Annotated in this window: 11 protein-coding genes; 5 read left to right on the top strand and 6 right to left on the bottom strand. The window is 43.5% G+C overall.

Features of this window, described 5'->3' with window-relative positions:
* The first annotated feature begins 82 nt into the window (after nt 1–82).
* From QTN47_RS20070 to QTN47_RS20080, 3 genes are all read left to right on the top strand, one after another.
* Complete coding sequence (locus QTN47_RS20070; RefSeq protein WP_369331205.1) at nt 83–5,086, top strand: CheR family methyltransferase; 5,004 nt, start codon at nt 83–85, stop codon at nt 5,084–5,086.
* A gap of 15 nt (nt 5,087–5,101) precedes the next feature.
* Nucleotides 5,102–5,455, top strand: a complete 354-nt coding sequence (locus tag QTN47_RS20075; protein WP_369331206.1) for a response regulator transcription factor — start codon at nt 5,102–5,104, stop codon at nt 5,453–5,455.
* Nucleotides 5,456–5,728: 273 nt separating this feature from the next.
* Nucleotides 5,729–6,787 (top strand): chemotaxis protein CheB, encoded by a 1,059-nt coding sequence (locus QTN47_RS20080; protein ID WP_369331207.1) that lies wholly within the window; start codon nt 5,729–5,731, stop codon nt 6,785–6,787.
* A gap of 543 nt (nt 6,788–7,330) precedes the next feature.
* Here QTN47_RS20080 and QTN47_RS20085 read toward each other — a convergent pair.
* From QTN47_RS20085 to QTN47_RS20095, 3 genes are all read right to left on the bottom strand, one after another.
* On the bottom strand, nt 7,331–7,747 hold the full coding sequence (locus QTN47_RS20085; protein WP_369331208.1) for a hypothetical protein: 417 nt from the start codon (nt 7,745–7,747) through the stop codon (nt 7,331–7,333).
* Nucleotides 7,748–7,919: 172 nt separating this feature from the next.
* The gene (locus QTN47_RS20090; RefSeq protein ID WP_369331209.1) at nt 7,920–8,294 is read right to left on the bottom strand and encodes a hypothetical protein; all 375 of its coding nucleotides are present in this window, start codon (nt 8,292–8,294) and stop codon (nt 7,920–7,922) included.
* Between the two features lie 30 nt (nt 8,295–8,324).
* The gene (locus tag QTN47_RS20095; RefSeq protein WP_369331210.1) at nt 8,325–8,579 is read right to left on the bottom strand and encodes a hypothetical protein; all 255 of its coding nucleotides are present in this window, start codon (nt 8,577–8,579) and stop codon (nt 8,325–8,327) included.
* A 524-nt stretch (nt 8,580–9,103) separates the two neighbouring features.
* Between QTN47_RS20095 and QTN47_RS20100 the strand changes: the two genes are divergently transcribed.
* On the top strand, nt 9,104–9,340 hold the full coding sequence (locus QTN47_RS20100) for a dodecin family protein (RefSeq protein WP_369331211.1): 237 nt from the start codon (nt 9,104–9,106) through the stop codon (nt 9,338–9,340).
* Nucleotides 9,341–9,497: 157 nt separating this feature from the next.
* On the opposite strand, the gene QTN47_RS20105 is transcribed toward QTN47_RS20100, so the two are convergent.
* Entirely contained in the window at nt 9,498–9,941 is a 444-nt protein-coding gene (locus tag QTN47_RS20105; protein ID WP_369331212.1) for a hypothetical protein, read from the bottom strand.
* A 674-nt stretch (nt 9,942–10,615) separates the two neighbouring features.
* Here QTN47_RS20105 and QTN47_RS20110 point away from each other — a divergent pair.
* On the top strand, nt 10,616–11,179 hold the full coding sequence (locus QTN47_RS20110) for a PPC domain-containing DNA-binding protein (protein ID WP_369331213.1): 564 nt from the start codon (nt 10,616–10,618) through the stop codon (nt 11,177–11,179).
* A 97-nt stretch (nt 11,180–11,276) separates the two neighbouring features.
* On the opposite strand, the gene QTN47_RS20115 is transcribed toward QTN47_RS20110, so the two are convergent.
* Both QTN47_RS20115 and QTN47_RS20120 read right to left on the bottom strand, forming a co-directional pair.
* Nucleotides 11,277–13,355, bottom strand: a complete 2,079-nt coding sequence (locus QTN47_RS20115; protein WP_369331214.1) for a GAF domain-containing protein — start codon at nt 13,353–13,355, stop codon at nt 11,277–11,279.
* Nucleotides 13,356–13,364: 9 nt separating this feature from the next.
* A complete protein-coding gene (locus tag QTN47_RS20120; protein ID WP_369331215.1) occupies nt 13,365–14,444 on the bottom strand; it encodes a GAF domain-containing protein in 1,080 nt (359 codons plus the stop codon).
* Nucleotides 14,445–14,613 lie beyond the last annotated feature (169 nt).

The following is a 14,613-nucleotide window of genomic DNA, read 5'->3' on the forward strand; positions in this document are numbered from 1 at the left end:
GCTAACATACTCATTGCAGCTTGTGTTTGAACGACACAATTTTATTTACTAAATGCTCATACTTTACAGAGCTTTGAACATTATGAAATCGTCTGATCAATCTAACGAAGGAAACGAATCCGAAATCAACAAGCCGGAACGGCATGGCTTTCTAATAGCAGGTGTAGGCGCCTCCGCGGGCGGCATTCTTGCACTGAAAAATTTCTTCGCGCATGTTCCTGCCGACTCGGGCATTGCATATGTGGTGATATTGCACTTATCTCCTGATCATGACAGCAAGCTTGCAGAGGTATTGCAACAAACGGCAAAGATCCCCGTATCCCAGGTTACTGAAAAGACAACCGTAAAACCGAACAGGGTATATGTTGTACCGCCCAACCAGCATCTGTCAATGAAGAATGACGAGATAATCGTTAGTCAGAATATGCAGGTGGCTGACCGCAGGGCGCCCATTGATATATTTTTCAGAACACTGGCAGAATCCCAGGGGGCCAACGCCGTATGTGTAGTTTTATCGGGTACCGGTGCCAATGGGTCTATGGGCCTTAAGCATATAAAAGAAAAGGGAGGTGCCGCTTTTGTTCAGAACCCGAGAGAGGCTGAGTTTAATGAAATGCCCCGTAACGCCATTTCAACCGATATGGTGGATGCCATTTTACCTGTTGCAGAAATTCCAGGGAAAATACTGGCCTACAAAAATAATCTGGGCACGGTTCATATTTCAATTGATGCAGGCAAACGGCCGGAAGACCAGCAGAATGCGTTAAGAGAGATTTTTACACAGTTAAGAATAAAAACAGGTCACGATTTTACCAATTACAAACGCCCAACACTCATCCGCCGGATAGAGCGCCGTATAACGGTAAAAAACCTGCCGGACCTGCAATCGTATGCCACATACATTCAGCAACATCCGGAAGAAACAACTGCCTTGTTAAAAGATCTGCTCATTTCTGTGACAAATTTTTTCCGTGATAAAAAAGCATTTGAAGCCATTCAGGCCGAAGTTCTTCCACCGATCATCCATCAGAAAAACGCCGAAGAACAGGTAAGGATTTGGGTAGCAGGATGCGCAACGGGCGAAGAGGCGTACTCAATGGCTATCATGTGTGCTGAGCAAACGCTGAATGTTATTGATGCTCCCAAGATCCAGATCTTTGCAACGGATATAGATGAGGATGCAATAGCGCATGCACGTGAGGGTTTTTATACCATTAACGATGCGGCAGATGTATCAGCCGAAAGGCTAAGACGTTTCTTTAATAAGGAGGGCGACGGTTACCGGGTTAGAAGGGAAATAAGGGAAATGGTGCTTTTTGCCAATCACAATTTTATTAAGGATCCTCCGTTCTCGCACCTGGACCTGGTGGCTTGCCGCAACGTGCTGATCTATCTGAACCGGTCCGCCCAGGAGCGTGTACTGGAAACATTTCACTTTGCACTGAACCCTGAAGGTTACCTGTTTCTTGGCACATCCGAATCTGCCGATGGAATGAATAACCTTTACACTATTTATAGCAGGGAGCATCACATCTTCAAAAGCAGGCAGGTAAGCATGAGGGCTTATCCTGTACCGGACTCCGTACCAATGCTCCGCATTGAACAATCGACTGCACTTGAAAGTGCTAAAGAAAAGAATCACAGAACACTGGAACGCATTACATATGGAGATCTGCATCTGCGATTGTTGGAACAGTATGCACCACCCTCTGTAGTGATCAATGAAGAATATGACATCGTTCACCTCTCCGACCGGATTTCACCTTATCTGCAACTCGGTGGCGGGGAGCCTTCACAAAACCTGTTGAAATTAGTACGACAGGAATTAAGGCTTGAATTGCGTTCAGCATTGTACCAGGCCATTCAGCAAAGAACAGCCGTTGATGCAAAAGGCCTTCGCGTAAAAATTGAAAACCGGATTGAAACCATCAATCTGCATGTCCGGCCCGTGCTGCGTGATAAAGATATAGCAAGGGGCTTCATACTGGTAATTTTTGAAAAAACTGAAGAGGAACCCGATAACAAAGAAATAGTCATATCATCAGAGCTGGCAGTATCGCAACACCTGGAAGAAGAACTGATGCGGTTGAAATCCCAGCTCCGCAGTTCCAATGAACAACACGAGTTTCAGGCTGAAGAATTAAAGGCATCAAATGAAGAGTTGCAGGCAATGAATGAGGAGTTGCGTTCTGCAGCGGAAGAACTGGAAACAAGCAAGGAAGAGCTGCAATCCATGAACGAAGAATTGAGGACGGTAAACCAGGAATTGAAGGTAAAGATTGAAGAAACCAGCTTTACCAGCAATAACCTGCAAAACCTGATCAATTCAGCAAACATAGGAACGATCTTCCTGGACAGAAGCCTGCGAATAGCGCTTTTCACCCCTGCTATACGTGAGATCTTCAATCTTATTCCTGCTGATTATGGCAGGCCTCTTTCCGATATAACACACAAGTTAGAATACAATTACCTGCTGGATGATGCTGATACCGTGTTGGAAAAATTGAATACCATTGAACGGGAGGTAACTACTGCAGATGGCCGCGATTATATTATGCGTGTACTGCCCTATCGGACCACTGAAGATCAGATTAACGGCGTAGTGATCACTTTTATTGATATACATACCCGCAAGCAGGCGGAAGAAGCGTTAAGGCAGTCTGAAAGAAAATACCGGACACTGTTCAACTCTATTGATGAAGGCTTTAGTACAGTGGAAGTGATCTTTAATGAAACACAAACACCTGTTGACTACCGGTTTATTGTTGTAAATCCGGCGTTTGAAAGACAAACCGGGTTAAATAATGCGGTTGGAAAAAGAATTCGTGAGATTGCTCCCCTGCACGAAAGTTTTTGGTTTGAAATATTCGGCAAAGTAGCCCTGACCGGCGAACCGCAACGATTTGAAAATCATTCGCGGGAACAGGGACACTATTATGATGTGTATGCCTTCCGCATAGGAGAACCATCGGAGCGGCTTGTGGGAGTTTTGTTTAATGACATTACCGAACGCAAAAAAGCAGAAAAAGTTTTACATAACAGTGCTGTTCACCACACCTTTTTATTAAAGCTGAACGATGCCTTGCGTAATGTGACTGATGCCGGCGAAATAATGTCGAAATCAGCCATGCTGCTGGGGAACCACCTGCTTGCAGACAATGTGGGCTATGCTGAAATGGATACTAAAGGAGAGCAATTAACCATTCAAAACGATTGGGTGTACGAGCAAATGCCAAGCCTGGCAGGAACTTATAACCTGAACAATTTCGGCGAACTGGGAAAAAAATTTCAATCAGGCCACACTATCATTAGCAGGGAAGCATCCCTGGATGACCGCAAAGATCTTGCCGCCGGTTTTCAATCTACTCAGCTGGCAACAAGTGTTATTACTCCTTTGAATAAAAGTGGCAAACTGGTTTCAATTCTGTTTGTACATCAAAAAAATGCCAGGGAGTGGACGGAAGAAGAAGTTAAAATAATTGAAGAGGTCGCCAACCGCACATGGCTTTTTGTTAAACAGGCCCGTACGGAAGAAAACCTTCGCCAAAGTGAGGCGCAAACAGCATTTTTATTAAAGTTTAATGACAGGGTGCGCGGTGCAGACCCTCATACCGTGTTATCTACTGCATTGCAAATGCTTGGGGAACACCTGAATGTATCACGGGTCGGTTATGGCGAAGTGAATAAAGATCAACAGCATGTAAGTGTTGAAATGGATTGGACCAACGGTAGCCTGCCCCATATGGAAGGAGCCGTAGACATTTCAGCATTCAGTTCTTCGGCACTGGAAAAGTTCCATTCAAATCTTTCATGGAGCAGGGAAAATGGCGTCGTTTCCAGGGCTACAAATGAGGTTGCCTTGCCTGAAGTATCGGACGCCACTGCGGCCGCATATGTTCCGGTTGTAAAGAAGGGAAGCTGGGTTGCACTGCTATTTGTCCATCATGCCCAACCCAGAGCCTGGACCTCGTTTGAAACAGATTTGATGAGGGAGGTAGCGGACCGCACCATGAGCGCCATTGAAAGAGCAAAAATTCAGACAGAACTGATTGAAAGTGAAGAGCGCGTGAGGCTCGCGACGGATGTTGCAAAAATGTTCTCCTGGGAATACGATTTTAAAACAAAGACCATCAAGTATTCTGAAAATACTGCTCGTATTACCGGGTTGCAGCCCCACGAAAATTTTGACGAAAATATCCGGTTCATTCACCGGGATGATCAATCTCTGATTACAAAAAACATTGAGTTAGCCATCAGAACAAATGGCAGGTTCGATTTTGAGATAAGACTTAAGCGCGGCGAAGCACGATCTGAATGGTACAGGATTTCCGGCGCTGTGATTAAGGACAGGACGGACAAACCTCTTCGCGCGGTGGGCGTAGCTCAAAACATAACGGAACAAAAAGCATTACAACAACAAAAAGATGATTTTATAGGTATTGCCAGCCATGAATTAAAAACGCCTGTAACAAGCATTAAAACTTATACCGAGGTATTGCAGGAATTGTTTGAAAAGGCAAAGGACATGGAAAAAGCAGACCTGATGCATAAGCTGGATGAGCAGGTGGATCGTCTTACCGAATTGATAAAAGCCTTACTCGACACAACCAAGATTGCGGAAGGGCAATTACCTCTCATTAAAGAAAGACTTGATCTGAATACTGTATTAAGTGAAGAAATTCATGAGCTTACTGCAGTGGCAAACAAGCACCACATTGTATTTAATCCGGGCAAAATAAAACCAGTTGAGATAGACCGTGAGCGCATTAACCAGGTTATCAGCAATCTTGTAACAAATGCAATTAAATACTCGCCTGAAGGCAGTGAAATTGTAGTTACATCGGAGGAATATCAAAAAGGCGTAAAAGTGACCATTCGTGATCAAGGAATAGGTATTGCGCCGGAGCTTCTTGAAAAGGTATTTGAACGGTTTTTCCGTGTAAATAATTCACAGGTTAACACGTTTCCGGGGATGGGACTGGGACTTTATATCACGGCCGGGATAATCAACAGGCATAATGGTACGGTTCATGTGGAAAGTAAAGTTGGGGAAGGTTCCATATTTTACTTTACACTGCCCTATTAAGCCAGGAAACGCCTTATGATACACATTGCTATTGCAGAAGATAATCCCGGAATTCAACAGGCCTTACAACTATGCCTGGAGCAGTCCGGTTTCAGGGTCTCTATTTACGGTAACGGAGAACACCTGATAAAAGACGATCTGGATCTGCCAGACTTATTTATTCTTGACAAACAACTTTCCGGAATAAATGGGCTTGATATATGCCGTCATTTAAAACTTAAAGCGACTACCAGGAACATTCCTGTGATCATGCTTTCCGCCGATCCATATATAGCCGGACTGGCCAGAACGGCGGGCGCGGATGACTATCTTGAAAAACCATTTACCATTCAAAGACTTCGCGAAATGATAGCCAAGCATACTGCCTGATATTAGTATTTCCCCATTTTTATTAAGTCATTGATGTCGCAGGTGAAACATTCTGATGCGGAAGTTTAACTCAACATTTTTACAACAACTGCCACTTAATAATTATCATGCTCCATTGGCTAAGTTTTTGAGGTAATTACACTACCTGACAGCAGATCAATGGCTTGATTACCCCCATTCTTTAAGAAGCAATTACCCATCTTACGCAACATACAAAGCCTGGTAAAAATTGGATGCTGAGTGGATTTTCAGGCATGGTTTAAATGTTATGACATGGCAAAAAAAAATATTATCGTAATCGGTGCTTCTGCAGGGGGATATGACGCTCTTCTCAAACTTCTTGGAGGATTGCAGGAAGATATTGATGCTGCTATTTTTATTGTATGGCACATGTCCCCTGAAATAAAAGGGTTCTTGCCAAATGCAATTAACAAAGTAACAAAATTGATTGCAGCAAATGCAACAGACAGGGAGGCAATAACAACAGGTCACATTTACGTAGCTCCTCCGGACAGGCACCTTATTGTAGAGCATGGCCGCATGAGAATAACAAAGGGACCAAAAGAAAACAGGTTCAGGCCTGCCGTCGATCCGCTTTTCCGGTCTGCGGCATATAGCTATGGCCCACGTGTTATTGGCATAATATTATCCGGAGCATTAGATGATGGTACCGCGGGGCTGTGGGCAATAAAAGAACAGGGCGGCACAGCCATTGTACAGGATCCTAATGAAGCTGAAGTAAAGTCTATGCCTGAAAATGCGCTTCAGCAGGTTAACGTTGATTATTGTTTGCCGGTGTCAGAAATGCCTGAACTGCTATACCGGTTAACACAGGAATCAGCAGCAGTTGATAACGGTAACCAGACAATCAATCCGATCATGGAACGTGAAGTACAGATTGCAACAGAGGGAGAAGCTGCGTTAACGAATGTGACTCCTATTGGAGTACCGACAAATATTACCTGCCCGGAATGCAGTGGAGTACTTTCCGCAATTATCGAAAATGACCGCGTACGTTACCGGTGTCACACGGGTCATGCTTTTTCGGCAGACAGCCTGTTAGCTTCTGTTGGTGAAACCATTGAGAAAAATTTATGGCAGGTGGTAAGAAGCATTAAAGAAAGCATTTTCCTACTCAACCACATCGGAGATCATTTTGCGGAAGCCAACAATCCGCGCCTTGCCGCACTTTACTTCAACAAAAGCAAAGAAGCTTCCAAACGTGTGAAATTGGTTCAGCAAGCCTTGCAAACACATGAGCACATGACAACGGAATCAATCGAATACGAAGCCGAAAAACCTAAGGGCTCACCTGTCGGCAGCAATGAATAACAGCATGCTATAACAAACAGATAAAGACGTAGCTGTTGTGTTTATTTTTCCGTATGAAGAATTGGAACACCATTGCGGTCATCGTTTTTAAAAACGGTGTATCGTCCCTCCTATCGTGCAAGACAGATTGGGATGTTGCGATTTTTTTCATTACCGTTCCGCCTGCCCGATCAGTTCATACGGGCTTTAGCGAACGGAAACATAGGCCTAACAACATGGCTTTAGCCACAGGTTATAATGTTGGGCTAAAGCCTTGTTTAAATTCAGTTCACTATCCGTCGGTTAAAACCGACCGCATTGAATGAAAATAAACTCCTCTATACCCGATTTGTGATTTTTTGCTCTGTGGCACTCCGTGTCTACTTCTGCCTTTCCTGTGTAATAATAAAATACAGTTACGCAGAGACACAAGGAGCTACACGGCGAATGGCTTCAGATCTTCCAAACGAATTGTGATTAGACAATAACTCTGTCCCCAAAGTTGACGACGCATACTAAACTAAACCACATTGAATTGCCTATAAACCTTCTGTACGTTTGCTCTTAAGACAATTTATTTTTCCCCTTTGTTAACCTCTGCTCAACAACGGCCCTGCGTTTAAGAAGGGAGAGAATGAAACGGTCCTGGCTTACCGGTATTCCTTTGGTATCTATAAGCTGCAATGATCGCGCTAGTGATAGGCTCGTGCGGGCAATGTGTCTATGCGCTTTGGTCCATGCTTTTTGCTTTGCCACGAGGCCTTCCTTATAATTCCTGATGACGCTGTTAATCACCTGCATCTCTTTTTTGTACGCCTTCATACGGCGCAATACCACCAGCAGACGGGATATTATCCGCCGGTCTGACGGTGACTGCCTGTACAAACCTTCATAATGGCGGGCTACATCAGTAAGTTCGGCCTCCTCTTCCATTTGTCGTGCCTGCGCAAGCGTTTCGGAGTTTATTGCTTGTTTTGCCATGGTGTTATAATATCAATGTGCATACCAAATAGTTGCCGGATTTTAGATCAGCGTGATTAGCGTATCGCATCCAAAGAACCGGCAAACAAAAAATGCTTTCAAATGAAAGCATCTTTTGTTGAACACTCACAACATAAAAACTACAAACAACCTGAATTCTCAAAAAGCAAGGTTAAATGATTTTTTCTTTGTCACCGGGCTCAGCCTTACCTTCATTTTTTGGCCCCTTTGATTTACCCCATTCAATGTCATCTGCATCATCCTCTGAAATATCATTCTCTTCAAGATCCGCTTCATCCAGAACAGGTTCATCGTCATCTTCTGCGCCGCCCTCTTCGCTGTCAACATCCTCATCTTCCTCAGAAAGATCGTCTTCCCCGAGGTCATCTTCATCTTCATCTAACAAGTCATCGCTACCTTCTCTTTTATCCTGCTCACTGTCTATATCCTGATCTTCACCGGTACTACTGTTTACAACAGAATCGTCAGTATTGAGATTTTTCTTAGGATCATTACTCTGTGGTGTGTTTGTGGGATTTTTTTTCATAATATAAATTTTTCTTTGTGTTAAAAACGGTTATTTTTCGTGATTATCTCCCTGATCGTGTCCACTGGTTTTAACGAGTTTATTATAAATACCCAGTAACAAAAATGGAGCGGCCCATTGCCCGAAAAAAAGCGCAGCATGCGGCTTTTTAAAACACTTTAATGTCAAAGAAATGCCCATGGCTGCCAAGGCTGCAACCAGGTATGCAGTAGACGGAATAAGCGCGGTCTTATCTTCAATTTCTTCGGTCAAAGGGCCTTCCTGATAAACTGAATTTTCTATCATAAAGTATTATTTTTAATTGAACGAATAGCAGTCTTTAATGGCTGTGACCGCTTGTTCAAATAAATCAAACCGCATTCCAGTAGAAGATGATCGTTTGATTATTGCCTGTTAACAGCTGAAAGTGAAATATAGGATGCTGTGCTGGAGTCAAAATATCCCCTTGCAATTGCTCAACTGTTTATTTGTTCCCCATTTTATGCCGGTAAATCTCAAAAAAGAAGTTTTGGCATGATCCGCTTCGCTAAAACTAACTTTTTGTTACATAGGCGAAACAGCCGGAGAAGACGCAGCGTTGCACAGAGAATATGCTTCCATGCAGCACGGCAGCAGAGGTCTCCCGAATATTGACCTGATCGTGATACCTTATACGAGTTGCATTCGGCCAGCTCCTAACTAAATGACATTGTATTCAAAATGCTGATTTTCATGAACAGGAAGCTCGGCTGGAGCTTTAAATGTTCTTAACTAAATGACGTTGGGCTTTTTGTGCACGGTTATTGTGCCGAACATAAAAACCTATTTTTATGAGTATTGTAAAAGTCATAGAAGTAATCTCATCATCCGAAACAGGATTTGATGACGCCATAAAAAACGCTGTTGCCGAAACATCAAAAACAGTAAGAAACATCGACTCAATTTATGTCAAGGATTTTAAGGTGCATGTGAAAGACGGCAGTATAAGTTCGTACGGTGTTATTTGCAAGGTATCCTTCAGGGTTGAACCTGGACAAAGCAAGGTAGAGGCGTCTTTGCCGCATTGAGTTGAGTTTAAAATGTCAACCAAAAATTAAATGTCAAAAGTAAAAAATCAAAAGGCAAAACATTGGCCTTGAAGAGCAAACATGTTATTATAAACTCTTAATAACTGGAAGTTTTGAATGTTGATTTTTTACTTTTGGTTTTATAGCTGAAAGCTGATTATAAAGCATCCATGTATTTTTGCCTATGATCAAGATCAGCATCAAGCGTTTGCAGCTGATCATCAATTAAGCTCCGGGTAACCTCATCGAGCAGATCATTTTGCAGGGCATATTCATAAGTATTTTTAAGCGTTGCCTGTTCCGTTTCGCAGGATGCAAGAAATGGCTGGCGGGGCGTAGCATCAAACTGTTTTTGTTCATTTTTCCAATGTTGATATACAGGTCCGGGTTTACCAATGGTAACACCATCCAGCGTGCTTTTCTGCGCATCGAGATCATACTGAAAAAGACGACTTTCTTCCATCATATTCGCCATTATTTTTCTTAGATCAAGATCCAGGTTATCTGAGTGCTGCAGCACATGTAAATAGTTTGTTATCCGGTTTTCATGAATCATGCTTAGATCATGCAATAACTCTGAGATATTCTGACGCTGTTTCATATTAGGCGTTTTTATTTAGTAACAATTATGTTGCCATCCAGTAAACATTGCAAATCCGTGATCGCGCAGGGGTTTAAAGTTACGAATAAGACGAATGGGAAACGCGAAGAGGGATTGAAACACGGAGACACGAGGACAGGAGAAACACGGAGAGGTTGGGAGACACGAACGACACAAAGAAGTAGGAAGAATTTTGCCACGAAGACTCGAAGGACAGAAAGGAGCACAAAGAATTTTTAAGAAGCGCTAAAGCGCTGAAAGGGCGAATTGGAAACACGGAGACACATGGACACGGAGAAACACGGAGAAGGTCGGAAACACGAAGACGCGAAGGACACAAAGGGGCACGAAGAATTTTAAGAAGGCACTAATGCGCTGAAAAAGGACACAAAGATTATGCTGGCAGGAAGAATTTGCCACGAAGACGCGAAGGAAGCAAAGGGGCACAAAGATTTTTTAAGAAGGCGCTGAAGCGCTGAGAAGAGCACAAAGATTTATGCAATTATGTTATTACAGTTTACTGATGTTGAGAGAAAGTTTTTGTAAGGACATTGAAATATATGATCGCCTCCGGTATTTCGAAGTGGCCTAAATTTGCCGTTAAACTATTGGCTGAAAAGGATTTCGATTTAATAGGTTCAAATTCTGTTCGGACAAAATATAAATAACAAACTATGAAATTTCGTTACCAAACCGTTTGCTGCCTCACTGTTCTTATGCTGGCTTTCGTTTTTACATCAAAAGCGCAGGATTATGTGTCTGCCACAAATCCCGCACGTACGGGCAGAGCACCGGGTGTGCAGGTAAAAGCAGTTGACACCAGCGGATCTACAAAAACTTATGTGTTGATTTTTTCGAAGGGCGACGAAGTGGTTTCGGGTCTGACAGAATTCGCGCAAAAATACCAGGTAAAAAGTGCGCATTATACCGGCATTGGCGATGCGACTACAGCCAAAGTTGGCTGGTATGATTATGAACGTAAAATGTTTAAGATCATTCCCCTGAATGAACCTGCTGAAATTACTTCATTGATAGGTGACATTGCGATGTTTAACGGAAAGCCTGTAGCACATTCACATATAAACCTGGCTACATCAGACGGAACCAGTCATGGCGGTCACTTACTGGAAGCTTTTATCGGCCCTACACTGGAAGTTTTTGTGACTGTTCATCCCGTTGCGCTGAATAAAAAATTGAACAAAGAGTTTGAAGCAGGCGTGATAGACCCGTCTTTGTAGGAAGAGCGTAAGACATGTAAGACATGTAAGACAGTAAGACCGTAAGACAGTAAGACCGTAAGACATGTAAGACAGTGAAAAAATAGTAAGAGAGTAATTACTTAGAGGGAAGGGAGAAACTGAATGTGGATCCTCTTCCTTCTTCGCTTTGAACATTTATATTTCCACCGTGGCGGTTTATTATTTGCGAGCTTATGTATAAACCCAGGCCCATTCCGGAAAAGTTTTGGTTTTTGACATTGTTCACCCTGTAAAAACGCTCAAATACACGGTATTGCTCACTCTTTGATATACCAATTCCGTAGTCCTGAACGCTAACTGTTACATTGTTGTTTTCATCTGTTCGTGTTGACACAACTATCTCACCACCATCTGGCGAGTATTTTATTGCATTACTCACCAGATTGGTGACTACCTGTCCGATGCGTTCTTTGTCAACAACAACAGGTTTAAGTTCTCCGGCATTAAACAATATTTTGTGAATAGCAGAAATGCGTTTTAGCTCCTCCAGGCGTTCTGTTATCAGTGCATTCAAATCTGCTTCTTCCACAAACAACTGGAGCTGCCCCTCGGATATTTTTCCAGTATCCAGAAGATCTTTGGTGAGACTCGTAAGCCTGTCAATTTGTTTATGCAGTTTTTTCATGAGTGTTGCACTCATCCTGTCCCCTGTTTCTTCAAATGCCTCCATCATTATCTCGGCATAGGTTTTCATACTGGTGATGGGTGTTTTGAGCTCATGGCTGGCAATTCCTATAAATTCATCTTTTTGCTTTAAAAGCTGTTTTAAATGCACTTCATTTTTTCGCAGTGCATTTTCAGCCTCTGTTCTTTCATTCAGCTCTGTATCCCGTGAAATAATGATCGCGGCTGCATGTGCCACTATCCCCGCCAGCTCCAGTTCCCTGGCCGTTGGGTTCCGGGGTTCTTCGAAATACATGGCAAATGTGCCTACAACGGGCCCCCCGGCAGTTCGTACCGGAAACGACCAGGAAGCACGGTAATTGTGTTTGCGCGCAATTGGCAGCCATGGTTCCCAAACTGGGTCAAGCTCTACATCGGGCGTAATTACCGTCTCTCCCGTATGCATTGCCAGGCCGCAGGCCAGTGATTCAGGGCCTACTTTAAATCCGTTTATATCATGACCATATTCCTCAGACATACCTGCAACAAGGTGCAGCCCCTGTCCTCCCTGCGGGATCAGATAAAAAGATGCTCTCGCCTCACCGCTTGTTTGAGCTGTAACAGTATGGATCAGGGCCTCTAATGACGTAGCGAGTGATTGTCCGCTCATCGCTGCCTGAAATGCCTCTTTCTGCCCATTCAGCCAGGCTTCACTTTCATGCAAGGCCTTTTCGGCCTGTTTGCGTTCTGTAATATCCGTAAACACATTAATGGCTCCGATAAGTTTTCCGTTTGCATCAAAGAGCGGATCAATGTTTACATTTACCACCAGCCGCAGGCCCGAAGGTTGCTCCACCACCAGTTCAAGATCCCTTACAGTGCGGCCTTCCAATATCGCATCTGCCATCGGACATGACTCGTGCATAAGTAATATCCCATCCTGCGACCACATTCTGAATGATCCGGAGAATTTTTCCTGCACATCATTTAATTTCGGTTCCCTGCCCCATAATTCTGCTGCGCGGCGGTTAAAGAAAGTGATCCGTCCCTCAGCATCACAGGTATAAACCGCTGCAGGCATCAATGACAAAAGTTGGCGCATTCGTCCCTGGCTATCACGCAAAGCTTCTTCAGCCAATTTCTGCTCTATAATGTCTGCGGCCTGCCTCGCAAGCACATCAAATAAATTGAGCTCCCTGACTGAAGGCTGATGCTTTTTCTTCCAATGCGTAGAGATCATTCCCAGCGGTTTGCCTGATCTGCTCACAAGTGGTGTTGATTGCATGGCAATAATACCAGACAAACGATAAGCTTCATGATCAGCCCCACCTATTTCAATTTCAACATCATCCACATCTGCAAATACTATCCGCTCGCCCTTTGCCAGTGCCAGCCCGCATGAGGTTGTTGAATCGATGTTTATCCGCCGCCATGTTTCAGCGGACTGCGGATGAAATCCTTTGTGGGTTAACAATAGTAACTCGTTTGTTTTGGGATCCACCGTCTGTATACTCGCTGTGTCAGCATGCATAATATTAATGGCTGATTCCATCAGCGCTTCTTAAAGCGCTTCTATATTATTCTCTTCAATAACGCGGTTACTGAATTGCTGCAGTTTTTTTGTATCCTCAAGCTCCCTTGTCAGTAGCTCTTCAGCCTTCGCTCTTTCTACGGCTTCCCAGGTACGTTCGGCCACCTCCTGTACCAGATCAATTTCGCTTTGTTTCCATCTTCTTGGTTTAATGTTGTGGACCGCCAAAATTGCCACCCACTCACCTTTTTTCACCAACGGCACGGCAATATAAGCCCCTTTGTTTGCTAAGGCCAGCACGGCGCGTTCTGCACCGGAAATGACAGGGTCGGTTGTTGTATCATAAGATACCTGTACTTTTCCCGCACAATACCCGTCTACCATACATTCACCAAAATCCTGGTGCCGGAATTTTCCCGTCATCGCCGGAAGTCCGTCGCCATAGCTGTGATTGATATACACATAATCTCCAACTACTTCGCCGTAATGTGATTGATTTGCTTTCAGGTGTTCACCTAAAAGATCAGCAGCAACAGCCTGCACCTGCACGGCATCTCCAATTTGACGAAGGGCCTCGTTCAACTTAATTAAAAATGCGTGTCGATCCTCAGCCTTTTTTCTTTCAGTGATATCGTTGAAAAATACCGCTACCTGTTTTTTTTCCGGTTTATCAATGGGAACAGCAAATACCTCGTACCATACGCCACCGATGAGATTGCTTGCTTCATTTTCAAAATGAACGGATTTACCTGTCTTCACAACATCACCATATATCTGAAACCAATGTTCTTCCTGGCCCGGCTCCAGCTCCTTTATTGTTTTGCCAATGGCATTTTGAAGGCCCGTTTGTTTTTCAAACACCGGATTTGTTTCAAGAAAACGGTAGTCTATTGCTGTACCTGCATCGTCAAACAATACTTCAATAATACAGAACCCCTGTTCCATATTATTGAATAATGTAAGGTATTTATTAGTGGTATTCTGTTTCGCTTCAATTTGAATAGGAACCTGTCCCATATTAAACCGGTAGTTTTCTCCTCCTAATTGCTGCTCCCGCTGACCATTTACGGCGCTTTCCCTGGTATGTTGCAGAAAATCGTCACTGTTCATAATACTTCAAAATTTGTTCGTGTAAGTTAGTAAAAGCCCGCGCATTTGTAGAAGAACCGGTTATTGAAAATAGTAATGCTTTTCCGGGAAAACCTATTCTTTTTTGACGCTCAGGATCTATATTGCATACAGTCGAAATAAAACAAAAAACAAGCGACCGGCGCGATAA

This window comes from Danxiaibacter flavus (assembly GCF_041060425.1).
Classification (GTDB): domain Bacteria; phylum Bacteroidota; class Bacteroidia; order Chitinophagales; family Chitinophagaceae; genus Danxiaibacter; species Danxiaibacter flavus.

Bases quoted from the DNA above. Each gene is read 5' to 3' on its own strand.
- QTN47_RS20070 (WP_369331205.1), top strand. From the start codon at position 83: ATGAAATCGTCTGATCAATCTAACGAAGGAAACGAATCCGAAATCAAC.
- QTN47_RS20075 (WP_369331206.1), top strand. From the start codon at position 5,102: ATGATACACATTGCTATTGCAGAAGATAATCCCGGAATTCAACAGGCC.
- QTN47_RS20080 (WP_369331207.1), top strand. From the start codon at position 5,729: ATGGCAAAAAAAAATATTATCGTAATCGGTGCTTCTGCAGGGGGATAT.
- QTN47_RS20085 (WP_369331208.1), bottom strand. From the start codon at position 7,747: ATGGCAAAACAAGCAATAAACTCCGAAACGCTTGCGCAGGCACGACAA.
- QTN47_RS20090 (WP_369331209.1), bottom strand. From the start codon at position 8,294: ATGAAAAAAAATCCCACAAACACACCACAGAGTAATGATCCTAAGAAA.
- QTN47_RS20095 (WP_369331210.1), bottom strand. From the start codon at position 8,579: ATGATAGAAAATTCAGTTTATCAGGAAGGCCCTTTGACCGAAGAAATT.
- QTN47_RS20100 (WP_369331211.1), top strand. From the start codon at position 9,104: ATGAGTATTGTAAAAGTCATAGAAGTAATCTCATCATCCGAAACAGGA.
- QTN47_RS20105 (WP_369331212.1), bottom strand. From the start codon at position 9,941: ATGAAACAGCGTCAGAATATCTCAGAGTTATTGCATGATCTAAGCATG.
- QTN47_RS20110 (WP_369331213.1), top strand. From the start codon at position 10,616: ATGAAATTTCGTTACCAAACCGTTTGCTGCCTCACTGTTCTTATGCTG.
- QTN47_RS20115 (WP_369331214.1), bottom strand. From the start codon at position 13,355: ATGGAATCAGCCATTAATATTATGCATGCTGACACAGCGAGTATACAG.
- QTN47_RS20120 (WP_369331215.1), bottom strand. From the start codon at position 14,444: ATGAACAGTGACGATTTTCTGCAACATACCAGGGAAAGCGCCGTAAAT.